Origin of the sequence: Moorena producens PAL-8-15-08-1 (assembly GCF_001767235.1) — a bacterium.
Taxonomy (GTDB): Bacteria; Cyanobacteriota; Cyanobacteriia; order Cyanobacteriales; family Coleofasciculaceae; genus Moorena; species Moorena producens_A.
This window is the reverse complement of sequence record NZ_CP017599.1, coordinates 6,852,163-6,874,262: the sequence shown is the minus strand read 5'-3', so window position 1 is coordinate 6,874,262 and position 22,100 is coordinate 6,852,163. Positions and strand designations below refer to the sequence as shown.

Here is a 22,100-nt window from a genome sequence, read left to right as displayed (position 1 = left end):
CTGCTGAGAGGATATCTCCCAAGTTTTTTGATACTGAACTTTGCCCCCCTAGCCCCCCAATTCTGGGGGGAACAAGAATCCATTTATTGCTAAAAGTCCCCCAAGGGGGACCAACGGGGGCTTGAATGTAGCAAATGATACTTCTCAGACCACTGCTGAGGTTGGGGCAGTTGCCCCGACCGGTTTCTCTCCCTTACCATTGCTCCTGATTGCAGTTTGGCTGACAAAGTAATCCATGATCGACGCCGATAGCATGTCTTGGATTACAACCCCAGTTCTAGGGATTTCCAAACCGTCTTCAGGAAAATTTTAGAGTTTGTACAGATTCGTTAAAAAACTTTAGTTCAAACTGTAGAAAAAATGGATTTTGGGAGTGATTACTAAAGTGAGGGCAATCAAAAAAGCGTAATCCTATTCATGGCAAAACCGAGAATAATCTGCTGTGTAATAGGGTGGGATTACTGCTAATTGGCTTAGCCCCATAACTGAAAAAAAGATGTAATTATAGTCAACTTAAGTCAAGTGAAATAAAGGAGAAAAATCATGTCTAACATCAACCAAATCACTGCGGCGGAAGAACTTTTCACTGAATTAACTCCCGAACAAGGGGCGGTGGTAGAAGGAGGAGCCACTTTACAGGTGAGATATCTGATTGCCAACAAGCCCAGTCAAAACGACCCCGTGATCCAGGCGGGACGAGGAACTGTCTTTGCTAAGGACAACGTCAATACTACTCAAAAGATTTTCAAAACCGTTAAATTCACTGGTAAGACAACCCTGTCAATTTGGGACCGAGATCAAGGAGCCTATAATGACGATCTCTTAGGCTTTGTCAACCTTAGTCAAGCTCCAACGGGTGTCAAGTCCCTCAAGGTTAACGGGTATACTCTGACTTACCGAGTCTTTTAAATCGAACCGAAAAAGCCAAAAACTGACTTTACTCAGGTCAAGTATCAAGATCTCCGTGAAGTAGGGTGATGCCCTTGACCGCTGCTGAGGTTGGGGCAGTTGCCCCGACCGGTTTCTCTCCCTTACCATTGCTCCTGTACGCAGTTTGGCTGACAAAGTAATCAATGATCGACGCCGATAACTAGTCTTGGATTACAACCCCAGTTCTAGGGATTTCCAAACCGCGTTCAGGGTAATTTTCTAGTTTGAGCATATTCGTTAAAAAACTTTAGTTCAAACTGTAGAAAAAATGGATTTTGGGAGTGATTACTAAAGTGAGGGCAATCAAAAAAGCGTAATCCTATTCATGGCAAAACCGAGAATAATCTGCTGTGTAATAGGGTGGGATTACTGCTAATTGGCTTAGCCCCATAACTGAAAAAAAGATGTAATTATAGTCAACTTAAGTCAAATTAAATCCAGGAGAAAAATCATGTCTAACATCAACCAAATTCCTGCGGCGGAAGAACTTTTCACTGAATTAACTCCCGAACAAGGGGCGGTGGTAGAAGGAGGAGCCACTTTACAGGTGAGATATCTGATTGCCAACAAGCCCAGTCAAAACGACCCCGTGATCCAGGCGGGACGAGGAACTGTCTTTGCTAAGGACAACGTCAATACTACTCAAAAGATTTTCAAAACCGTTAAATTCACTGGTAAGACAACCCTGTCAATTTGGGACCGAGATCAAGGAGCCTATAATGACGATCTCTTAGGCTTTGTCAACCTTAGTCAAGCTCCAACGGGTGTCAAGTCCCTCAAGGTTAACGGGTATACTCTGACTTACCGAGTCTTTTAAATCGAACCGAAAAAGCCAAAAACTGACTTTACTCAGGTCAAGTATCAAGATCTCCGTGAAGTAGGGTGATGCCCTTGACCGCTGCTGAGGTTGGGGCAGTTGCCCCGACCGGTTTCTCTCCCTTACCATTGCTCCTGTACGCAGTTTGGCTGACAAAGTAATCAATGATCGACGCCGATAACTAGTCTTGGATTACAACCCCAGTTCTAGGGATTTCCAAACCGCGTTCAGGGTAATTTTCTAGTTTGAGCATATTCGTTAAAAAACTTTAGTTCAAACTGTAGAAAAAATGGATTTTGGGAGTGATTACTAAAGTGAGGGCAATCAAAAAAGCGTAATCCTATTCATGGCAAAACCGAGAATAATCTGCTGTGTAATAGGGTGGGATTACTGCTAATTGGCTTAGCCCCATAACTGAAAAAAAGATGTAATTATAGTCAACTTAAGTCAAATTAAATCCAGGAGAAAAATCATGTCTAACATCAACCAAATTCCTGCGGCGGAAGAACTTTTCACTGAATTAACTCCCGAACAAGGGGCGGTGGTAGAAGGAGGAGCCACTTTACAGGTGAGATATCTGATTGCCAACAAGCCCAGTCAAAACGACCCCGTGATCCAGGCGGGACGAGGAACTGTCTTTGCTAAGGACAACGTCAATACTACTCAAAAGATTTTCAAAACCGTTAAATTCACTGGTAAGACAACCCTGTCAATTTGGGACCGAGATCAAGGAGCCTATAATGACGATCTCTTAGGCTTTGTCAACCTTAGTCAAGCTCCAACGGGTGTCAAGTCCCTCAAGGTTAACGGGTATACTCTGACTTACCGAGTCTTTTAAATCGAACCGAAAAAGCCAAAAACTGACTTTACTCAGGTCAAGTATCAAGATCTCCGTGAAGTAGAGTGATGCCCTTGACAGCTGCTGAGAGGATATCTCCCAAGTTTTTTGATACTGAACTTTGCCCCCCTAGCCCCCCAATTCTGGGGGGAACAAGAATCCATTTATTGCTAAAAGTCCCCCAAGGGGGACCAACGGGGGCTTGAATGTAGCAAATGATACTTCTCAGACCACTGCTGAGGTTGGGGCAGTTGCCCCGACCGGTTTCTCTCCCTTACCATTGCTCCTGATTGCAGTTTGGCTGACAAAGTAATCCATGATCGACGCCGATAGCATGTCTTGGATTACAACCCCAGTTCTAGGGATTTCCAAACCGTCTTCAGGAAAATTTTAGAGTTTGTACAGATTCGTTAAAAAACTTTAGTTCAAACTGTAGAAAAAATGGATTTTGGGAGTGATTACTAAAGTGAGGGCAATCAAAAAAGCGTAATCCTATTCATGGCAAAACCGAGAATAATCTGCTGTGTAATAGGGTGGGATTACTGCTAATTGGCTTAGCCCCATAACTGAAAAAAAGATGTAATTATAGTCAACTTAAGTCAAGTGAAATAAAGGAGAAAAATCATGTCTAACATCAACCAAATCACTGCGGCGGAAGAACTTTTCACTGAATTAACTCCCGAACAAGGGGCGGTGGTAGAAGGAGGAGCCACTTTACAGGTGAGATATCTGATTGCCAACAAGCCCAGTCAAAACGACCCCGTGATCCAGGCGGGACGAGGAACTGTCTTTGCTAAGGACAACGTCAATACTACTCAAAAGATTTTCAAAACCGTTAAATTCACTGGTAAGACAACCCTGTCAATTTGGGACCGAGATCAAGGAGCCTATAATGACGATCTCTTAGGCTTTGTCAACCTTAGTCAAGCTCCAACGGGTGTCAAGTCCCTCAAGGTTAACGGGTATACTCTGACTTACCGAGTCTTTTAAATCGAACCGAAAAAGCCAAAAACTGACTTTACTCAGGTCAAGTATCAAGATCTCCGTGAAGTAGGGTGATGCCCTTGACCGCTGCTGAGGTTGGGGCAGTTGCCCCGACCGGTTTCTCTCCCTTACCATTGCTCCTGTACGCAGTTTGGCTGACAAAGTAATCAATGATCGACGCCGATAACTAGTCTTGGATTACAACCCCAGTTCTAGGGATTTCCAAACCGCGTTCAGGGTAATTTTCTAGTTTGAGCATATTCGTTAAAAAACTTTAGTTCAAACTGTAGAAAAAATGGATTTTGGGAGTGATTACTAAAGTGAGGGCAATCAAAAAAGCGTAATCCTATTCATGGCAAAACCGAGAATAATCTGCTGTGTAATAGGGTGGGATTACTGCTAATTGGCTTAGCCCCATAACTGAAAAAAAGATGTAATTATAGTCAACTTAAGTCAAATTAAATCCAGGAGAAAAATCATGTCTAACATCAACCAAATTCCTGCGGCGGAAGAACTTTTCACTGAATTAACTCCCGAACAAGGGGCGGTGGTAGAAGGAGGAGCCACTTTACAGGTGAGATATCTGATTGCCAACAAGCCCAGTCAAAACGACCCCGTGATCCAGGCGGGACGAGGAACTGTCTTTGCTAAGGACAACGTCAATACTACTCAAAAGATTTTCAAAACCGTTAAATTCACTGGTAAGACAACCCTGTCAATTTGGGACCGAGATCAAGGAGCCTATAATGACGATCTCTTAGGCTTTGTCAACCTTAGTCAAGCTCCAACGGGTGTCAAGTCCCTCAAGGTTAACGGGTATACTCTGACTTACCGAGTCTTTTAAATCGAACCGAAAAAGCCAAAAACTGACTTTACTCAGGTCAAGTATCAAGATCTCGCTTCAGTAGGGTGATGCCCTTGACAGCTGCTGAGGTTGGGGCAGTTGCCCCGACCGGTTTCTCTCCCTTACCATTGCTCCTGTACGCAGTTTGGCTGACAAAGTAATCCATGATCGACGCGGATAGCATGTCTTGGATTACAACCCCAGTTCTAGGGATTTCCAAACCGTCTTCAGGAAAATTTTAGAGTTTGTACAGATTCGTTAAAAAACTTTAGTTCAAACTGTAGAAAAAATGGATTTTGGGAGTGATTACTAAAGTGAGGGCAATCAAAAAAGCGTAATCCTATTCATGGCAAAACCGAGAATAATCTGCTGTGTAATAGGGTGGGATTACTGCTAATTGGCTTAGCCCCATAACTGAAAAAAAGATGTAATTATAGTCAACTTAAGTCAAGTGAAATAAAGGAGAAAAATCATGTCTAACATCAACCAAATCACTGCGGCGGAAGAACTTTTCACTGAATTAACTCCCGAACAAGGGGCGGTGGTAGAAGGAGGAGCCACTTTACAGGTGAGATATCTGATTGCCAACAAGCCCAGTCAAAACGACCCCGTGATCCAGGCGGGACGAGGAACTGTCTTTGCTAAGGACAACGTCAATACTACTCAAAAGATTTTCAAAACCGTTAAATTCACTGGTAAGACAACCCTGTCAATTTGGGACCGAGATCAAGGAGCCTATAATGACGATCTCTTAGGCTTTGTCAACCTTAGTCAAGCTCCAACGGGTGTCAAGTCCCTCAAGGTTAACGGGTATACTCTGACTTACCGAGTCTTTTAAATCGAACCGAAAAAGCCAAAAACTGACTTTACTCAGGTCAAGTATCAAGATCTCCGTGAAGTAGGGTGATGCCCTTGACCGCTGCTGAGGTTGGGGCAGTTGCCCCGACCGGTTTCTCTCCCTTAGGGTGCATCTCATATTTGTAAAAAAGTTGCGTAGGGTGTGTTAGGGGGGGCCTCATTTTCCGATCAAGCGCCAGGGTTTAGACAGCCCGCCCCGTAACGCACCACCTTGTCAAACAACTTTTAGGAGATGCACCCCTCCCTTACCATTGCTCCTGTACGCAGTTTGGCTGACAAAGTAATCCATGATCGACGCCGATAGCATGTCTTGGATTACAACCCCAGTTCTAGGGATTTCCAAACCGTCTTCAGGAAAATTTTAGAGTTTGTACAGATTCGTTAAAAAACTTTAGTTCAAACTGTAGAAAAAATGGATTTTGGGAGTGATTACTAAAGTGAGGGCAATCAAAAAAGCGTAATCCTATTCATGGCAAAACCGAGAATAATCTGCTGTGTAATAGGGTGGGATTACTGCTAATTGGCTTAGCCCCATAACTGAAAAAAAGATGTAATTATAGTCAACTTAAGTCAAATTAAATCCAGGAGAAAAATCATGTCTAACATCAACCAAATTCCTGCGGCGGAAGAACTTTTCACTGAATTAACTCCCGAACAAGGGGCGGTGGTAGAAGGAGGAGCCACTTTACAGGTGAGATATCTGATTGCCAACAAGCCCAGTCAAAACGACCCCGTGATCCAGGCGGGACGAGGAACTGTCTTTGCTAAGGACAACGTCAATACTACTCAAAAGATTTTCAAAACCGTTAAATTCACTGGTAAGACAACCCTGTCAATTTGGGACCGAGATCAAGGAGCCTATAATGACGATCTCTTAGGCTTTGTCAACCTTAGTCAAGCTCCAACGGGTGTCAAGTCCCTCAAGGTTAACGGGTATACTCTGACTTACCGAGTCTTTTAAATCGAACCGAAAAAGCCAAAAACTGACTTTACTCAGGTCAAGTATCAAGATCTCGCTTCAGTAGGGTGATGCCCTTGACAGCTGCTGAGGTCGGGGCAGTTGCCCCGACCTGTTTTTCTGGCCTACCATTGGTTCTGATCCCAGTTTTGCTCACAAAGTAATCAATGATATAGCCCGATAACTAGTCAAGGATTACAACCCCAGTTCTAGGGTGGTCATTACCGCGCTATGGGTAATTTTCTAGTTTGAGCATATTCGTTACAAAACTTGATCATAAAAGTTACAAAAATTTATCTTGGGCTGTAGAAAAATTGGATTTTCCGAGTGATTATATGAGTGAGGGCAGTCAAGAAATAATGGCAAAACCCCTCATAGGGTTCTGTATGAATTGAGCTTAATTACGGCCTCTTTGCTTACCCCTCACCCTAGAGGAAAGATGTACTTCCAGGGAAATTAAGTCAAATTAAATCCAGGAGAAAAATCATGTCAACTATTTGTGCGAATCAAGACCTGTTTGTAGACTTAAATCAGACAGATGCTGAAACAGTCAGTGGCGGCAGAGTCGCACAGGGCGGCGTTAACCAAAACGAAATCTTCAAGATTGAGAGCCAAATCCGTTTCACCCGTGTCCGCTACTTTGTCGATAATGAAGCAGGACGGTTGCGCTTTGGCCGGAATGCATTATGGTTTACTGACAAGGGAGGAAGGGTTATCTTTGACAAATTACCCTTCCGACCAGGGTTCCAACCGAAAATAGTCAATGTGGACAATGGACGTAAGTATGCATTTAAATTTGACGCAAACACTCGTCGTCCATTAGATATCAACCTCGTTGACATAGGTGCACTTTAGATAATGGTAAATCTCAAGTGGATTTACGGGGGTTGAATCTCTGAGGTGACACTGTCCTGTCTCAGGTGAGATCGAACAAGAAATCTCAGGGGCACAAGCTCAAAATAGTATCGGGTCAGGGTTAGTAAACAGTACTTATTGCCCTGACTCCTGTTTTGGCTCTACCATTGGTGCTGATGGCAGTTTTGCTCAGGAAGTAATCAATGATCTAGCCCGATAGCTAGCCAACCACTACCAGGCCAATTCTAGGCATTTCAAAACCGCGATCAGGGTAATTTCCTAGTTTGAGCAGATTCGTTACAAAACTTGATCATAAAAGTTACAAAAATTTATTTTTGGCTGTAAAAAAATTGGATTGTCCGAGTGATTATATCAGTGAGGGCAGTCAAGAAAGCGTGATGCGTCTTAATCGCAAAACCGCTCATAGGGTTCTGTATGAATTGAGCTTAATTACGGCCTCTTTGCTTACCCCTCTAACGGTCACAACAATGTACTTCAAGGAAACTTATTTAAGTTAAAGCCAGAAGAAAAACCATGTCAACTATTTGTGCGAATCAAGACCTGTTTGTGGATTTAAATGAGACAGATGCTGAAACCATCAGTGGCGGCATAGTCAGCCAGGGCGGCGCTGGCCCAAACGAAATCTTCAAGATTGAGAACCAACTCGTTTTCGGTAGTGTTTCTTACCGTATCGATAATGGTCCATTAAGAAACTTGAACCCTGGCCAGAGTGCATTATGGTTTAGTAACCAGGGAGGAAAGATTATGTTTGACTCTCGCCCCTTCATACCAGGGTTCCAAGGGAAAATAGTCAATGCGGCCAATGGACGTGAGTATGCATTCCGAAGGGCTTTTCCTCCATTCTTCGGCGGTATCACCCTCGCTAATATAGGTGCACTTTAGATAATGGTAAATCTAAAGTGGATTTACGGGGGTTGAATCTCTGAGGTGAAACTGTCCTGTCTCAGGTCAGCTTGAAGAAGAAATCTCAGGGGCTCAAGCTCAACACAGTATCGGGTCAGGGGACTGTTTCCCCTGACCCCTTTTTTGGCTCTACCAAACCTTGCTCAAGATCAGATCCCCAATCCTGCTGGAACACTCTGAGCAGGACGGCGGCGATGCTGCTTCCTTAGGGTTGCCAAAGATAGCAACCGCCAGGGGAGTTGCGATCGCCTTTTTTTTTGCGGTCTTAATATGAACTTTTGTAAATGGCTGCGTAATTTCCTGAGGTTTCCCTGACAAGTCAATAGAAGGGCAAGCAAAGTTAACTGTCAGCAGCTTACCCATCTACGGGTCACAAATATCTACTTATAGTAAAGTTAATTCAAGTTAAATCCAGGATAAAAATCATGTCGAACATCTACAAAATCACTGCCCATGAACAACTGTTCAGTGAATTAACTCTTGAAGAAAGAACTGTCTTAGAAGCTGGTCTGTTCATAGTAAGGCTTCTAGAATTTAGATGGGTTTGCCCTGGTTAAATACTTAATTCAAACACTTAACTAATAATTATACTCATAATTATTGGGACTTTAACATTTTTGGGCACCTTTAGAGGCTGAAAACCTCTCTAGGCAAGGTAAAAATCAATTGCCTAAAAAGGCCTGAAAGTGAATACTGACTTATCTACCCCTCCCGCCCTTCGGATCTCGGTGATCGGCCATTTTAGTGTAAGATTTTTTCACGGTTAGATCAAGTCCGGGACAAAGCCCCAACTTCTCCCCTACCATTCGCCCTAAAGATGAGATACCCAATTGTCCTCCAACATAGTGAAGAAGACTGCGGTGCAGCTTCCATCGCCACCATTGCCAAGCACTACGGACGCACCTTTGCCATCAGTCGTGTGAGGGAAGCAGTAGGCACTGGCTCCCGAGGAACTACTTTGCTCGGATTGAGCCGAGGAGCAGAAGTCTTGGGATTCAACTCCCGCCAAGTCAAAGCCACTGCTCAAATTATCGATCGCATTAATGAAGTACCCTTGCCAGCCATTATCCATTGGAAAGGCTACCACTGGGTGGTATTATATGGCAAAAAAGGAAAAAAATATGTGATTGCGGACCCTGGAGTAGGGGTACGCTACCTCACTCGCAGAGAGTTAATGGAGGGTTGGGCCAACGGCATCATGCTGTTACTGACCCCCGACGACAGCCGCTTTTATCAGCAACAGAACGATCAAGTTGGTGGGTTTGGGCGCTTTATTGCCCGGGTCTGGCCCTATCGCTTCATTTTAGCCCAAGCCATTAGCATCAACTTTGCCATTGGACTGCTCTCCCTGGCCTCCCCGTTAATGATGCAACTGCTCACCGATGACGTGCTGGTGCGGGGGGATACCCAACTGCTGACCACCGTGGCCATTGGGGTGATTGCCATGAACCTGTTTAGCAGTGCCATTGGTTTGGTTCAGTCTCACCTGATCGGTCACTTCGGCCAACGGCTGCAATTAGGCCTGATCATGGAATACGGGCGAAAACTCCTGCGCTTGCCCCTATCTTACTTTGAAGGACGGCGCAGTGGGGAAGTGGTCAGCCGCATTGCTGACGTGGATGCTATCAATAATCTAGTTTCCCAAATTGTCCTCGGTTTGCCCAGCCAATTTTTTATCGCCTTGGTTTCCTTGGCCTTGATGATCTTCTACAGTTGGGAACTGACTCTGGCTTCGATTGCTGCTTTTGTAATCGTTACTATCGTCAATCTGCTTTTCCTGCCTGCCTTGCGCGCCAAAACCCGCAACATGATCGTCTTGGGCACAGAAAACCAAGGCTTTCTGGTAGAAACGTTTCGGGGGGTGCAGGTTCTCAAAACTACCCCAGCTACCCCTCAAGCTTGGGGAGAGTATCAAAGCAATTACGGTCGTCTGGCTAACCTGGGCTGGAGTACAATGAAGCTGGGACTTTACAGCGGTACAATCACCAGCATTCTTTCCACATTTACTTCCATCGCTGTACTCTGGTTGGGCAGTTACCTGGTGATCAATCAGACATTATCCATCGGTCAGTTGCTGGCCTACAATGGCATGAGTAGCAACTTTCTGGGCTTCTTGGGGGCAGTAATCGGGCTAGTGGATGAATTTATTACTGCCCAGGTAGTTATCCAACGCCTGACGGAAGTGATCGATGCCACCCCAGAAGATGAGAATGACTTCAAAAAGCCCTGGGCTGAAATTCCCGGCAATGCAGACATTACCTGCAGTAAGCTCAACTTTCACCACGCTGGTAGAGTTGACCTCCTCCAAGATTTCTCCCTCACTATCCCTGGCGGTAAAGTCATTGCCCTGATTGGTAAATCTGGCTGTGGCAAGAGTACCCTGGCTAAAGTGATGGCTGGTTTGTATTCTCTCCAGTCTGGCAATATCCGCTATGGCCTCTACAACCAGCAAGACCTCTCCCTGGAATGCTTGCGGCAGCAGGTAATATTAGTACCACAAGAACCCCACTTCTGGAGTCGCTCCATCATTGACAATTTCCACTTTAGCTATCCCCAGGTCACTTTTGAGCAGATTGTCAAAGCTTGCGAGATAGCTGGGGCTGACTCTTTCATCAGCGAACTGCCCGACAAATATCAAACGGTTTTAGGGGAATTTGGTGCCAATCTCTCTGGGGGCCAAAGGCAACGATTGGCTATTGCTAGAGCTATAGTTACTGACCCACCAGTCCTAATTTTAGATGAATCCACTGGTGCCCTCGATCCAGTCAGCGAAGCTCAAGTGTTAGATCAATTACTATCCTCTCGCCAAGGCAAAACCACTATTATGATTAGTCATCGCCCGAAAGTGATTCAGCGAGCCAATTGGATTATCATGCTCGAAAAAGGAAAATTGCAAATCCAAGGCACTCCAGAAGAGTTACACTCTCTGGCTGGGGATCACTTAGACTTTCTCGATGATTTTGTTCCTTCAACTAAGAATTTAGTCATGTATGCTTCAGGCTCTGACTCTTCTGTTAATAGTACTTCTCTTAATGGTAATTATAGCAGTTCTCAATTCGGTGATATACCTCGTCCTGGGTTTTAGGGACCAGGAATCCCCCCTAATATCAAGTCTGGTTGAATACCCATAATTAAGGAGAGGGTGGGAGGTGTGGGGAGATGGGGAGATGGGGAGATGGGGAGATGGGGAGATTTTTATTAAGCGATGCAGCGCGGTCTTGGGAAGGCAGCGCGGTCTTGGGGGTCTCCCCCGGAGACGAAACCTTAGACAGTTGAGCCTTTATGGTTGGTCGGCTATGCACAAAAGGGGTAAAACTTATTGATTAAGGCTCAACTGTCTTACGGTAACTTCTAACCATGAGCGACTGCCGTGGTTTCCCCCATGAGCGACTGCATCAAGACAGGGTAATTATCCTGACATGATATAACCCTCCTACCAGAAGGCGAGAAGGAGAAGTGGTAAAAAATCTTGTGTACCTCATCAGTATACTAATTGCTATATGGTTACTAAAACTGATTAAAACTTGCTTCAAATTTAACTATAGCGATTTGCCGATAAGTTAATTATGAAAATGTGGTAAAAAAGATAAATTCCAATTCTTAATTGGCAATAATATAGCGTTTATAGGACTCATGAGGTACACATTATTTTTTCCCTCTTCCCACCTCCGAATTCCCACTTACGACTTCCCTGCTCCCTGCTCCCTGCTCCCTAAAAACCAGAAATTTGTACCTCACAAGTCGTAGAATTGCTATAAATAACTTAGGTGGGATGCCAACTGCTCTATTCCCTGTTCCCTGTTCCCTGTTCCCTGTTCCCTGTTCCCTGTTCCCTGTTCCCTAAAAAACCATAAATATACTTAACAAAGTCGCAAACCTCTAGAAATTTATCTAAATTAAACTTTCAGAATTATTATGATTAGCAATTACGAAAATCAGGTTCTGCCCCCAGTTCAAGAAAACGAATTTTTACCACCAATTGGTCGTTGGATTCAGTTTGGCGGACTGTTTATTGTGGCTACGCTAGCCCTAGCAATTCCCATTGGCTCTGTGACCAAATATAAGGAAACGGTAAAAGCACAGGCTTCTTTCCGTCCTGCCGGTGAATTGCGAATTGTTCAAGCGGCAACAGAGGGTCAGGTGATGAAGATTTCTGTAGAAGAAAATCAAGTGGTCAAAAAAGGAGATGGGCTGGCCACTATCGACGACTCTCGCCTTCAAACTAAAAAAAGCCAACTGCAAAGCAATATCGGGCAAGTCCAGTTACAACTGGTTCAAATCAAAGCCCAAATTAGTGCCCTCAATAGTCAGATACAGGCAGAAACTAACCGGAACAACCGTGCTATTGCCTCCGCAGAAGCTGAACTAGAGCGCCGCCGCCGGGACTATCGAGACCGGAAGATTACCACTGTGGCTGAAGTCTCTGAAGCCGAGGCTCAGTTAAGGCAAGCCCAGGAACAATGGTACGGAGCCCAGGCTAGGTTAAAGTCCACTCAGGCCAATTTTAAGTCAACTAAAGCTGCCTTAAATGCAGCCCGGTCGAAGCGAAACCGATATCAGCCCATTGCTGAAGTGGGAGCCCTGTCCCAGGATCGATTTGAGGAAGCACAACTGATTGTCCAGCAGCAAGAACAAGCGGTGGAGGCGCAAAAAGCCCTAGTTGAAGAGCAAAAACAAACCATAAAACAGCTACAACAAGGGGTTAAGGCCGCTCAAGCTAGACTACAGCGGGCGAAAGCTGCTCTCAATCCCAGCAGCTCAGAAGTAGCGATCGCGTCTGAACGGATTGCCCAAGAAAAAGCTACTGGTGAAGCTACTCTGGCTAGGTTAAACAAAGAACGGGAAGCCCTGATCCAACAGCGGATTGAAATCAGCAAACACCTAGAGCGGGATTCCCGCGAACTTAAACAAGTAGAACTCGACCTCAGCCAAACTGTGATTACTGCCACAGCAGACGGGATTGTTTCTAAGCTAAATTTGCGCAACCCTGGTCAAACTGTGCGCTCTGGAGAGGAAATTGCCCAAATTGTTCCCGGTGATGCACCCTTGAAAATAAAGGCAGTGGTGTCACCAAGCGATATTGGCAAGTTGGCAGAAGGTCAAAAGGTTCACATGCGGGTATCTGCCTGTCCTTATCCAGATTATGGTACCCTCAAGGGTTTAGTCAGCCAAATTTCCGAAGATACTATTAAACCCCAAAGTAATGGTGCTAGGGCAAGTGCTTTAAGCCAGAAGGGGCGTGGTGGTAGTGCTTTCTACGAGGTGACGATCTCTCCAGAAAGCCATGTGCTCGGTAAAGGCAAAAACCAGTGTTCCCTTCAATTGGGAATGGAGGGCAGAGCCGATATTATTTCTAGAGAAGAGACTGTGCTAAGATTCCTACTCAGGAAGGCAAGGCTGGTCACCGACTTGTAATGTGATCTCAGACCTGTTCCCTCTTAGAGGATATCTCCCAAGTTTTTTGATACTGAATTTTGCCCCCCTAGGGCGTGTTTTCAAAGTTTTCCGCAAGATTATGATCCCCCCCAGCCCCCCGCGCGGAAGGGGGGAGCCATAGTCAAAGTCCCCCTTTTTTAAGGGGGATAATGGGGGATCTCCGAGGCAAGAAGACACGCCCTAGCCCCCCAAGCGAGGGATTGCTCGCTTGGGGGGAACAAGAGTCAATTTGCTTCTAAAAGTCCCCCGAGCGAGGGATTGCTCGCTCGGGGGACCAACGGGGGCTTGGATGTAGCAAATAATACTTCTCAGACAACCTCTTAAAAACTTCTGGCATGCATGCCTTTTGCGTGTTGATGTAGGTTGATGTCTTGAGCAGATTAAGGACCAATTTACACAAGCCTATATTTCTGTAATCATTCAGCCATTGGCAAAAGGCTGAGGGAGCATCCCAATTTGGCAAATCCATTGCTCAAACTAACGAAAAGACTAGGGATTAAAAGCATAATTTAAAGTGTTATGTGCAAAAATGGGATGCTCCCAATGCTGATGGCTGATGGCTGATGACTTACATATTTTTTTTTACCATTTTCAGTCGAGCTCTTCCTCTATATATCTCTTGATTTCAGGGGCTAATTTCCTAAGATTACGTTGAAAGAAGTTATTGAGGGATGAAATTTTAATTCCTAAAGAATCCGATATCTCTTGCCATTTTTTTCCGTCCAGGTAGGCTAATCCTATCACTTGTAAGGTAGCTTCAGGATGGTTTTTGATATGTTTCTGCAACAGGTTTTCTGGGTCTTCTTTAAAATAGTGTCTGACCTGGTCATACAACGTCAGTTCTGTTTCCGGTTGTGCCACAGTCTCTATGGTGAGCGATTCCCCAGTCAGCTCAGACAAGTTTGCGGGCAAAGGTAGAGTGGCTTTAGCCATCTCAAACACTAATGAATCTCCTGTGGTTCGGTCTTTTGAGATTAACTGGCACAACAAAAATAATACTATCAAAATTTTAGTAACGTTACTGACCTGGGTCTTGTTTGTAATTAAGCCTTTGATGGTCAGTGTTATCCAAACAATCACATGATCTAGTTTGGTGTTTTTAATCAGAGCGATCAACTGATATTTTATTCTGACAATTTTGCCAGATTGAGCTTGGATAAATGGGTCAGTGAGGTCTTGTTGAGCTTTTTGTAACATCTTATTGAGGCGATAATTGACCCAGGCTATAAATTTTCCTTTTTCTCGATTGTAGTGATTGAGGTTTTGATAAACATAATACAATGTCAGATTCACAGCATCATCATAGACCTCAGGGGAAAATTTGCCTCGATGGTAAAGCTTACCAGAAAGCTTAATGGCATTGAGCAATTCCGTTAAGGCATAAAATCGCTCTGGGGTATTGAGTTGGTGTCGTTGTGCTTCTAGGGCTAGCTGCTGAAGACGACCCTCGTCGAGTACCTTTTTAAAGACACTATCCCGCCAAGACGCCCATTCCTGATCAGAAGTAATTTGTAGATATCGGCTATCAATAGCCTCCTCAAGTTTATGGTTGAGCTGCTCTTGTACGGTCTGATAGATCTCTAGATAGATGCCAGATAGAGGATGACCTGGCCGTGGGCGACACACTTTACGGGTACGCAAAATATGCTCAACTAGTTCTGCCAAAACCTGCTTCCGATGTTGATTTTCAATCTTATATTCTTTTGATTTAATCATCATATGTTGAATTGGCCTGCTCATGACCATTGATCAGGAATGCTTGTCCAATTAGTTATCAGGGTAATTTCCACGGTTTATGATAAGTAGTCGGACAAAAGTAAAATTAACTGTTGAAATAGGGACTTCGGAGCAGGGAGCAGAGGGACTTTTGGCAACTTTACACAAGTTAATACAGCGATGCAGCGCGGTCTTGGGGAGCCAGTGCGGTCTTGGGGGTTCCCCCGGAGACGAAACCTTAGACAGTTGAGCCTTTATGGTTGGTCGGCTATGCAGAAAAGGGGTAAAACTTATTGATTAAGGCTCAACTGTCTTACGGTAACTTCAAACCATGAGCAACTGGCGTGGTTTCCCCCACTCGCTATTGCATCAAGAAGCGAGGTTTATTTTTGTCCAGGTACTTATCCGTTACAAAACTTTATATAAAACTGTAGAAAAATTGGATTTTCGGAGTGATTTACAAAGTGAGGGCAGTGAAGAAAGCGTGAGGGAGCATGTCACTTATGCAGAACATTTGTACTAAGGTAATAGGTAATAGGTAATAGCGATGCAGCGCGGTCTTGGGGAGCCAGTGCGGTCTTGGGGGTTCCCCCGGAGACGAAACCTTAGACAGTTGAGCCTTTATGGTTGGTCGGCTATGCAGAAAAGGGGTAAAACTTATTGATTAAGGCTCAACTGTCTTACGGTAACTTCAAACCATGAGCAACTGGCGTGGTTTCCCCCACTCGCTATTGCATCAAGACGGTAATGGGTAATAGGTAATAGGTCATCAGGGGAGCTAGTCCTGGATGAATATTTGTACATTATCTATAGCCCCCTCATGGGTTTAAGCTTGCTCTAATGGTACGTAGTACTAATGTTTAAGCATTGCAAGACCTGCTCCCAAGCGTGATGCTCTTGATGGCAAAACCACTCCTATTAATAATAAGTATTTCTTGAAAAATTTTTTAGGTGCGCTTTCCACATCTAATTATTAAATTCGCCACGGGTCGCACCTCTTTATCAAACTCAGACAAATAGAGTGAATCTTTCCGAACAGAACAATCCACAAATTTTCAAACAATTGCAATCGATCAGGAGCAGATGACATGGTAACTTACATCGGTGACAACTTAAACAACTACGGTTATGGTGGCTCTGGTAACGACTATCTTTATGGTTACGGTGGCAACGACACCCTGGTTGGTGGCTCTGGCAACGACTACCTTAATGGTGGTATAGGCAGTGACCGGATGTATGGTGGCACAGGCAATGACAGGTATGTGGTTGACAGCACCGGGGATGTGGTCACCGAATACGTCAATCAGGGTATTGATACAGTCTACTCCTCCATCAACTACACCCTAGGAGACAACCTAGAAAACTTGACCCTGACTGGTAGTGCTTACTCCGGCAACGGTAACAGTCTCAACAACATCATCAGTGGTAACAGTTCCAACAACGTCCTCTTCGGGAAATCTGGCAACGACACCATATATGGGAATGGTGGTGATGACGCTCTTATCGGTGGTACAGGCAGTGACCGGATGTATGGTGGCACGGGCAATGACATCTATTCGGTTGACAGCACCGGGGATGTGGTCACCGAATATGTCAATCAGGGTATTGATAGAGTCTACTCCTCCATCAGCTACATGCTAGGAGACAACGTAGAAAACTTGACCCTGACTGGTAGTGCTTACTATGGTCACGGTAACAGCCTCAACAACAGCATCAGTGGTAACAGTTCCAACAACCTGCTCTGGGGTAAATCTGGCAATGACGAATTGTATGGGAATGCTGGTACTGACGTTCTTCTCGGTGATCTAGGCAACGACATTCTTGATAGTGGCTCTGACAATGACTACTTGTATGGTGGCTTTGGCAACGACACCCTGACCGGTGGCTCTGGTAATGACTCTCTTTATGGTTATGGAGGTAGTAGTTCCGGCGAACGGGACATCTTAACTGGTGGCACGGGTGCGGATACCTTCGCATTAGGTAATAATGCTTTTGGGACCAAGGTTGCCTACATTGGTGATGGGAACTCGGGATACGCGACCATCACTGACTTTGATGGGACACAAAGTGATAAAGTTCAGCTCGGTGGTGGTATCAGTGATTACACTGTGAATTACAGTAATGTTACTGGTACATCAGCACTGGATACAAATCTATATCATAAGGGGGACTTAATTGCCGTCTTCCAAGATGACACCAGTTTTAGTCTTATTAATGATACGGTATTTTAGCTTGAATAGGACTTAGGACGTTTAGTTGGTATTGCCCCCTAATACCTAGTTGCATTCAAAGAGAGCAGATTGGTTGGATAGGGAGATAGGGAGATGGGGAGATAGGGAGATGGGGAGATAGGGAGATTGGCGGAAGAGAAAGTTGTACGTTTGACCGCAACTTGGTATAACCCCTAGATTTGGGAATGGGGGCAATACTCCATTATTATTTGATCATCCTCTAATGAAAACTGCCCCTTGGAATCAGCCGCCTTGGGGCTACTCCTATGGTTGAGCTGATCACCCCTGGCAAGAACTCAACCTGCTTACCTGTCTCCGCCCCTTCAGGCTGTTTTCGCCTTCGCCCTTGATTCGCGACCCCCCCACCATGGCGACGCCAAGAGGTCTCTTCTTCAGAGGTATCTTCCGCTATCACTTCATACAGTAACGCCACCTTCTCCCCATGTTTACCTTTACGCAATACCCGACCCAAGCGCCTCATGACCATTGATCACGAATGCTTGTGTAATTACTTATCAAGGTAGTTTCCAAGTTTTCTGTGATTCGTTACAAAACTTTACATTAAACTGGTCCAAAATTGGATTTTCGGAGTGATAAACAAAGTGAGGGCAATCAAGAAAGCTTGATGCTCTTAATGGCAAAACTTCTGATAGCATAGCGTTCTGTAGGAATTTGGGTTAATTACGGCTTCTTTACTTACCCCTGTACCTGGACCAAAAACTGGTTTCCAGGAAACTTAATTCAATTTCACTCAAGAAGCAAAACCATGCTAAATAAAGAACAAATAACTTCCAACTCGGAATTTTCTCTTGTGGATGAAAAACAACTGTTCACTGAATTAACTTCCGAAGAAGCGGCTGTCATAGAGGGAGGCTTGACGCTCAAATTGTATTCGATTAAGGCTCTCAAGGCTAATGCAGACTGGGGGCGACTCAACAGGGACGACACCTATCTTCGTGTCAATGGCCGAACAGTGTGGGGAGTCCATAAAATGAAGACAGGACAAACTCGCAATATTAACAAATTCGTAGATTTCAACAACTTTGCAAATATCCAACTTTTCGATCGCGATCTTGGAAAGGATGACTTCATGGGTGGTTTTACTGTCAGCAAACCAACAGGAGGAAAGTTAAGAGGTTTTGCGTGGGGGAGCGGATCTACATACGCTCTGATCTACGAAGTAGTTTGATGAAGAAGGTCTAAAATGCAAGCTGAATAATTTTCGGAGTCTTAGTACAGCTTTGCAGAAACAGCCACATACTTGGCCTAGGGTCAGGGCTGTTCCATTGTCGGACTAAAATGTGATTGGCGAGGAGGTGGAGAGATAGGGAGGATTAAAGTTAATAAAAAGGTATTTTTAACCTGAAAAAAAAACTCTCCCCATCACCCCACCTCCCTTTCACGCCTATTGACTTGACAATTTATTCCAAAGAATGAAACAGCCCTGTGCCAAGGCAAGGGGGATTTCAGGGTGGCTTGCGTAAGTCCTTGAACTGGACTGGTCAACATGATTGCGGCCTACTACCAACCACAACGGATGGCTCCCTTGACAGTAGAAGGGGCTTGCGATCGCACCTGCTTTAATACCTGGTGAGAAGGGTGTTTATACCAAGTTGCATTCATTCCTAGCACCCCATCACCGGATCACTTTTTGAGAAATACTAAAACTCATCCTCCTCTGACCACTGCCCCTTGGACTCAGCCGCCTTGGGGCTACTCCTATGGTTGAGCTGATCACCCCTGGCAAGAACTCCAACTGCTTATATCATGTCAGGAGAATTACCCTGTCTTGATGCAGTCGCTCATGAGGGAAACCACGGCAGTCGCTCATGGTTAGAAGTTACCGTAAGACAGTTGAGCCTTAATCAATAAGTTTTACCCCTTTTGTGCATAGCCGACCAACCATAAAGGCTCAACTGTCTAAGGTTTCGTCTCCGGGGGGGACCCCCAAGACCGCGCTGCCTCCCCAAGACCGCGCTGCATCGCTTAATACAAATCTCCCCCATCTCCCCATCTCCCCATCTCCCCATCTCCCCATCTCTCCATCTCCCCATCTCCCCATCTCCCCATCTCCCCACCCTCTCCTTAATTATGGGTATTTAACCAGACTTGATATTATCCCCATCTTTTGCTTTACGCAATACCCAACGCAACCGCCTCATGACCATTGGTCAGGAATGCTTGTTTAATTAGTGCTCAGAGTAATTTCCAAGTTTTCAGTCGTTACAAAACTTTACATTAAAAAATTGGTCAAAAATTGGATTTTGGGAGTGATAAATAAAGTGAGGGCAGTGAAGAAAGCGTGATGCTTCTAATCACAAAACTGCTCATAGCGTTCTGTAAGTGATAAAAAGGAGAAAAAAATGCCAGGTACTCCAGGTAATGACGTCATAAATGGCGGTCCGGGAAATGACTTTCTCAATGGACTTGCAGGTAATGATACCCTGCGAGGTCAAGGGGGAGCGGATACCTTAATTGGCGGTATTGGTAATGATTCCCTGGACTCGGATACTCTCGGAACCGTTGATAAAATTGGTGATCTTCTAAATGGCGGTCCGGGCAACGATACACTTCAGGGAGAAGCCGGAAACGACACTCTACTTGGTGGCAGTGGGAATGATCGGCTCACGGGTGATGATTCGAGTGTAGATTTTGGCAATGATAGCCTCAATGGTGGTTCTGGAAACGATACGCTGAATGGTGGTGCTGGCAATGACAGACTCAACGGTGGTTCTGGAGTGGACAGAACCAATGGTGGTTCTGGTAATGATCGGATAATCGACGCCGATTTTGTGAATTTCGACATCCACAATGGTGGTACAGGAATTGACACTATCGATTATTCCAATGTCACATTTGGTTCCGGTTTTGTCACCATTAACCTGGCGACTGAGACGACTTCTGTTTCTGGAGGTAATACCGAGACAATTCGCAATTTTGAGAACGTCGAAGGCTCTCAGGGGGGTGAGACAATCATCGGCACGGGCGGCGCAAACCGCCTCGACGGTAATGGTGGTAATGATACCCTCAATGGTGGAGCTGGAAACGATACTCTGATTGGAGGTTCCGGAAATGACACACTCAACAGTGGTTCTGGAGTGGACAGAACCAATGGAGGTTCTGGTAATGATCGGATCATCGACGACGATTTTGTGAATTTCGACATCCACAATGGCGGTTCAGGAATCGACACTATCGATTATTCCAATGTCACATTTGGTTCCGGTTTTGTCACTATCAACCTGGCGACTGAGACAACCTCGGTTTCTGGAGGTAATACCGAAACGATTCGCAATTTTGAGAACGTCGAAGGCTCTCAGGGGGGTGAGACAATCATCGGTACGAGTGGCGCAAACCGGCTCAACGGTAATGGTGGCAATGACACACTCAATGGTGGTTCTGGGAACGATACTCTGAATGGAGGTGCCGGGAATGACAGACTCAACGGTGGTTTTGGGAACGATACTCTGAATGGAGGTACCGGGAACGATACTCTGAATGGAGGTTTTGGGAATGACAGACTCAACGGTAGTTTTGGGAATGACATACTCAACGGTAGTTTTGGCAATGACATACTCAACGGTAGTTTTGGCAATGATACTCTGAATGGAGATGCCGGGAATGACAGACTCAACGGTGGTTCGGGAGCCGATAGCCTCAACGGTGGTTCTGGCAATGACTTCCTCACTGGCGCAGGTGGTAACGATACCCTAGTTGGAGGTTTGGGCTCAGATACCCTTAACGGTACTAACAGTACTGTGGACGGTGTTGGTGAAATTGATATCCTTAATCCTGGTGATGCTCTTGCCAGGGATCTGATTATCCTAGGCACCAGTGGCTCAATCTATTACAACGGTGCTGGTCTAGATTACGCTGTGATTGACAATTTCGACAGATTTAACTTCGCTGGCGAAACTGACTCTGACAAGATCCAGATTTCCGGGTCATTGTCCAATTACACCTTAACCTCATTCACAGGTACAATATCTGGTGTTTCTATTACCAATGGCACTCGCATCAACTTAGGTGCAGAGATCATTGCTTATGTCGATTCTAGTGGTTTACTGACTTCTGCTGACTTTATCTCAGTCTAGTCGCCAACGGACTTTATCTAACCGGGTGACAAGTAGGATTGTTTGCTTTACTCGGTCTGTAGAGTTTAGGGGAAAGCTACTGATGGGATACCTGGTGAGACGGGTGTTGGTACCAAGTTGCATTCATACCTAGCACCCCATCACCAGATCACCCTATCCTCTTTTGAGGAAGATAGTATCTTAGGACTTACGACGTTTAGTTGGCTTCGTAAGTCCTAAGCTAAATTATACAGCTAATACCAATTTCAACCAATATTGTTCAAGTAATATTGTTAAACAGGAATAACTACCCATCCCGACAATACTCCATTATTATTACCTGATCATTCCACTCAAAACTGATCATCCTCCTTTGAACACTGCCCCTGGGACTCAGCCGCCCTGGGGCTACTTCTATGGTTGACCTGATCACCCCTGGCAATAACTCCAACTGCTTACCCGTCTCTACTCCTTCAGACTGTTTGGGGGTTCGCGGTTAATGAATTATATATAGTTAAAATTTTCCGGAAAGTTTTGCATAAAAATCCGAATTACTAGTGATGAGTATATAGAGCAAGTAAAAACACCATGCTCTTAGCCAAACCGCTCCTATTAAAAATGAGTATTTCTTGAATA

21 protein-coding genes and 1 pseudogene are annotated in these 22,100 nt (G+C 45.0%); 18 read left to right on the top strand and 4 right to left on the bottom strand.

Going from position 1 to position 22,100, the window contains the following annotated elements:
• The first annotated feature begins 543 nt into the window (after positions 1–543).
• From BJP34_RS25135 to BJP34_RS25115, 5 genes are all read left to right on the top strand, one after another.
• A complete protein-coding gene (locus tag BJP34_RS25135) occupies positions 544–909 on the top strand; it encodes a hypothetical protein (RefSeq protein WP_070394706.1) in 366 nt (121 codons plus the stop codon).
• Positions 910–1,381: 472 nt separating this feature from the next.
• The gene (locus BJP34_RS25130) at positions 1,382–1,747 is read left to right on the top strand and encodes a hypothetical protein (RefSeq protein WP_070394705.1); all 366 of its coding nucleotides are present in this window, start codon (positions 1,382–1,384) and stop codon (positions 1,745–1,747) included.
• 472 nt (positions 1,748–2,219) lie between these two features.
• On the top strand, positions 2,220–2,585 hold the full coding sequence (locus tag BJP34_RS25125; RefSeq protein WP_070394705.1) for a hypothetical protein: 366 nt from the start codon (positions 2,220–2,222) through the stop codon (positions 2,583–2,585).
• Positions 2,586–3,209: 624 nt separating this feature from the next.
• Positions 3,210–3,575, top strand: coding sequence for a hypothetical protein (locus BJP34_RS25120; RefSeq protein WP_070394706.1), 366 nt, complete (start codon positions 3,210–3,212; stop codon positions 3,573–3,575).
• A gap of 472 nt (positions 3,576–4,047) precedes the next feature.
• Positions 4,048–4,413 carry a hypothetical protein gene (locus tag BJP34_RS25115; RefSeq protein ID WP_070394705.1) on the top strand — a complete coding sequence of 122 codons (366 nt, stop codon included), beginning with the start codon at positions 4,048–4,050 and terminating at the stop codon, positions 4,411–4,413.
• A gap of 37 nt (positions 4,414–4,450) precedes the next feature.
• Here the strand turns inward: BJP34_RS25115 and BJP34_RS49425 are convergent, their stop codons facing one another.
• Positions 4,451–4,579 carry a hypothetical protein gene (locus BJP34_RS49425; protein ID WP_267876371.1) on the bottom strand — a complete coding sequence of 43 codons (129 nt, stop codon included), beginning with the start codon at positions 4,577–4,579 and terminating at the stop codon, positions 4,451–4,453.
• 306 nt (positions 4,580–4,885) lie between these two features.
• On the opposite strand from BJP34_RS49425, the gene BJP34_RS25110 reads away from it, so the two are divergent.
• The 8 genes from BJP34_RS25110 to BJP34_RS25080 all read left to right on the top strand — a co-directional run bounded on the left by BJP34_RS25110 (position 4,886) and on the right by BJP34_RS25080 (position 13,423).
• Positions 4,886–5,251, top strand: coding sequence for a hypothetical protein (locus BJP34_RS25110; RefSeq protein ID WP_070394706.1), 366 nt, complete (start codon positions 4,886–4,888; stop codon positions 5,249–5,251).
• 615 nt (positions 5,252–5,866) lie between these two features.
• Positions 5,867–6,232: a hypothetical protein gene (locus BJP34_RS25105; protein ID WP_070394705.1), complete on the top strand. Its 366-nt coding sequence runs from the start codon at positions 5,867–5,869 to the stop codon at positions 6,230–6,232.
• Between the two features lie 483 nt (positions 6,233–6,715).
• Complete coding sequence (locus BJP34_RS25100) at positions 6,716–7,084, top strand: hypothetical protein (protein ID WP_070394704.1); 369 nt, start codon at positions 6,716–6,718, stop codon at positions 7,082–7,084.
• A 534-nt stretch (positions 7,085–7,618) separates the two neighbouring features.
• Positions 7,619–7,987: a hypothetical protein gene (locus BJP34_RS25095; RefSeq protein WP_070394703.1), complete on the top strand. Its 369-nt coding sequence runs from the start codon at positions 7,619–7,621 to the stop codon at positions 7,985–7,987.
• A 160-nt stretch (positions 7,988–8,147) separates the two neighbouring features.
• The gene (locus tag BJP34_RS49420; protein ID WP_267876370.1) at positions 8,148–8,282 is read left to right on the top strand and encodes a hypothetical protein; all 135 of its coding nucleotides are present in this window, start codon (positions 8,148–8,150) and stop codon (positions 8,280–8,282) included.
• A 151-nt stretch (positions 8,283–8,433) separates the two neighbouring features.
• Positions 8,434–8,565, top strand: coding sequence for a hypothetical protein (locus BJP34_RS49415; protein WP_267876369.1), 132 nt, complete (start codon positions 8,434–8,436; stop codon positions 8,563–8,565).
• A gap of 260 nt (positions 8,566–8,825) precedes the next feature.
• The gene (locus BJP34_RS25085) at positions 8,826–11,093 is read left to right on the top strand and encodes a peptidase domain-containing ABC transporter (protein ID WP_070394701.1); all 2,268 of its coding nucleotides are present in this window, start codon (positions 8,826–8,828) and stop codon (positions 11,091–11,093) included.
• Positions 11,094–11,923: 830 nt separating this feature from the next.
• Positions 11,924–13,423: an HlyD family secretion protein gene (locus tag BJP34_RS25080; protein WP_070394700.1), complete on the top strand. Its 1,500-nt coding sequence runs from the start codon at positions 11,924–11,926 to the stop codon at positions 13,421–13,423.
• A gap of 612 nt (positions 13,424–14,035) precedes the next feature.
• Here BJP34_RS25080 and BJP34_RS25075 read toward each other — a convergent pair.
• A complete protein-coding gene (locus tag BJP34_RS25075) occupies positions 14,036–15,163 on the bottom strand; it encodes a hypothetical protein (protein WP_070394699.1) in 1,128 nt (375 codons plus the stop codon).
• 328 nt (positions 15,164–15,491) lie between these two features.
• Here BJP34_RS25075 and BJP34_RS40860 point away from each other — a divergent pair, with 328 nt between their 5' ends.
• A complete protein-coding gene (locus BJP34_RS40860) occupies positions 15,492–15,683 on the top strand; it encodes a hypothetical protein (protein WP_149031168.1) in 192 nt (63 codons plus the stop codon).
• 565 nt (positions 15,684–16,248) lie between these two features.
• Entirely contained in the window at positions 16,249–17,391 is a 1,143-nt protein-coding gene (locus BJP34_RS25070; RefSeq protein ID WP_070394698.1) for a calcium-binding protein, read from the top strand.
• Between the two features lie 220 nt (positions 17,392–17,611).
• Here the strand turns inward: BJP34_RS25070 and BJP34_RS25065 are convergent, their stop codons facing one another.
• Positions 17,612–17,878, bottom strand: coding sequence for a hypothetical protein (locus BJP34_RS25065; RefSeq protein WP_149031167.1), 267 nt, complete (start codon positions 17,876–17,878; stop codon positions 17,612–17,614).
• A 279-nt stretch (positions 17,879–18,157) separates the two neighbouring features.
• Here BJP34_RS25065 and BJP34_RS25060 point away from each other — a divergent pair, with 279 nt between their 5' ends.
• Entirely contained in the window at positions 18,158–18,580 is a 423-nt protein-coding gene (locus tag BJP34_RS25060; protein ID WP_070394696.1) for a hypothetical protein, read from the top strand.
• A gap of 303 nt (positions 18,581–18,883) precedes the next feature.
• Positions 18,884–18,982 (top strand): annotated as a pseudogene (locus BJP34_RS47810) (IS630 family transposase); the annotation flags it as partial.
• 321 nt (positions 18,983–19,303) lie between these two features.
• Here BJP34_RS47810 and BJP34_RS44470 read toward each other — a convergent pair.
• On the bottom strand, positions 19,304–19,453 hold the full coding sequence (locus tag BJP34_RS44470; protein ID WP_158517466.1) for a hypothetical protein: 150 nt from the start codon (positions 19,451–19,453) through the stop codon (positions 19,304–19,306).
• Between the two features lie 301 nt (positions 19,454–19,754).
• Here BJP34_RS44470 and BJP34_RS49410 point away from each other — a divergent pair, with 301 nt between their 5' ends.
• The gene (locus BJP34_RS49410; RefSeq protein WP_070394695.1) at positions 19,755–21,485 is read left to right on the top strand and encodes a calcium-binding protein; all 1,731 of its coding nucleotides are present in this window, start codon (positions 19,755–19,757) and stop codon (positions 21,483–21,485) included.
• Positions 21,486–22,100 lie beyond the last annotated feature (615 nt).

Excerpts from the sequence above, each read along its gene's own strand:
- BJP34_RS25135 (WP_070394706.1), top strand. The coding sequence starts at position 544 with ATGTCTAACATCAACCAAATCACTGCGGCGGAAGAACTTTTCACTGAA.
- BJP34_RS25130 (WP_070394705.1), top strand. The coding sequence starts at position 1,382 with ATGTCTAACATCAACCAAATTCCTGCGGCGGAAGAACTTTTCACTGAA.
- BJP34_RS25125 (WP_070394705.1), top strand. The coding sequence starts at position 2,220 with ATGTCTAACATCAACCAAATTCCTGCGGCGGAAGAACTTTTCACTGAA.
- BJP34_RS25120 (WP_070394706.1), top strand. The coding sequence starts at position 3,210 with ATGTCTAACATCAACCAAATCACTGCGGCGGAAGAACTTTTCACTGAA.
- BJP34_RS25115 (WP_070394705.1), top strand. The coding sequence starts at position 4,048 with ATGTCTAACATCAACCAAATTCCTGCGGCGGAAGAACTTTTCACTGAA.
- BJP34_RS49425 (WP_267876371.1), bottom strand. The coding sequence starts at position 4,579 with ATGGATTACTTTGTCAGCCAAACTGCGTACAGGAGCAATGGTAAGGGA.
- BJP34_RS25110 (WP_070394706.1), top strand. The coding sequence starts at position 4,886 with ATGTCTAACATCAACCAAATCACTGCGGCGGAAGAACTTTTCACTGAA.
- BJP34_RS25105 (WP_070394705.1), top strand. The coding sequence starts at position 5,867 with ATGTCTAACATCAACCAAATTCCTGCGGCGGAAGAACTTTTCACTGAA.
- BJP34_RS25100 (WP_070394704.1), top strand. The coding sequence starts at position 6,716 with ATGTCAACTATTTGTGCGAATCAAGACCTGTTTGTAGACTTAAATCAG.
- BJP34_RS25095 (WP_070394703.1), top strand. The coding sequence starts at position 7,619 with ATGTCAACTATTTGTGCGAATCAAGACCTGTTTGTGGATTTAAATGAG.
- BJP34_RS49415 (WP_267876369.1), top strand. The coding sequence starts at position 8,434 with ATGTCGAACATCTACAAAATCACTGCCCATGAACAACTGTTCAGTGAA.
- BJP34_RS25085 (WP_070394701.1), top strand. The coding sequence starts at position 8,826 with ATGAGATACCCAATTGTCCTCCAACATAGTGAAGAAGACTGCGGTGCA.
- BJP34_RS25080 (WP_070394700.1), top strand. The coding sequence starts at position 11,924 with ATGATTAGCAATTACGAAAATCAGGTTCTGCCCCCAGTTCAAGAAAAC.
- BJP34_RS25075 (WP_070394699.1), bottom strand. The coding sequence starts at position 15,163 with ATGATGATTAAATCAAAAGAATATAAGATTGAAAATCAACATCGGAAG.
- BJP34_RS40860 (WP_149031168.1), top strand. The coding sequence starts at position 15,492 with ATGAGCAACTGGCGTGGTTTCCCCCACTCGCTATTGCATCAAGAAGCG.
- BJP34_RS25070 (WP_070394698.1), top strand. The coding sequence starts at position 16,249 with ATGGTAACTTACATCGGTGACAACTTAAACAACTACGGTTATGGTGGC.
- BJP34_RS25065 (WP_149031167.1), bottom strand. The coding sequence starts at position 17,878 with ATGGTCATGAGGCGCTTGGGTCGGGTATTGCGTAAAGGTAAACATGGG.
- BJP34_RS25060 (WP_070394696.1), top strand. The coding sequence starts at position 18,158 with ATGCTAAATAAAGAACAAATAACTTCCAACTCGGAATTTTCTCTTGTG.
- BJP34_RS44470 (WP_158517466.1), bottom strand. The coding sequence starts at position 19,453 with ATGGGGAGATGGGGAGATGGAGAGATGGGGAGATGGGGAGATGGGGAG.
- BJP34_RS49410 (WP_070394695.1), top strand. The coding sequence starts at position 19,755 with ATGCCAGGTACTCCAGGTAATGACGTCATAAATGGCGGTCCGGGAAAT.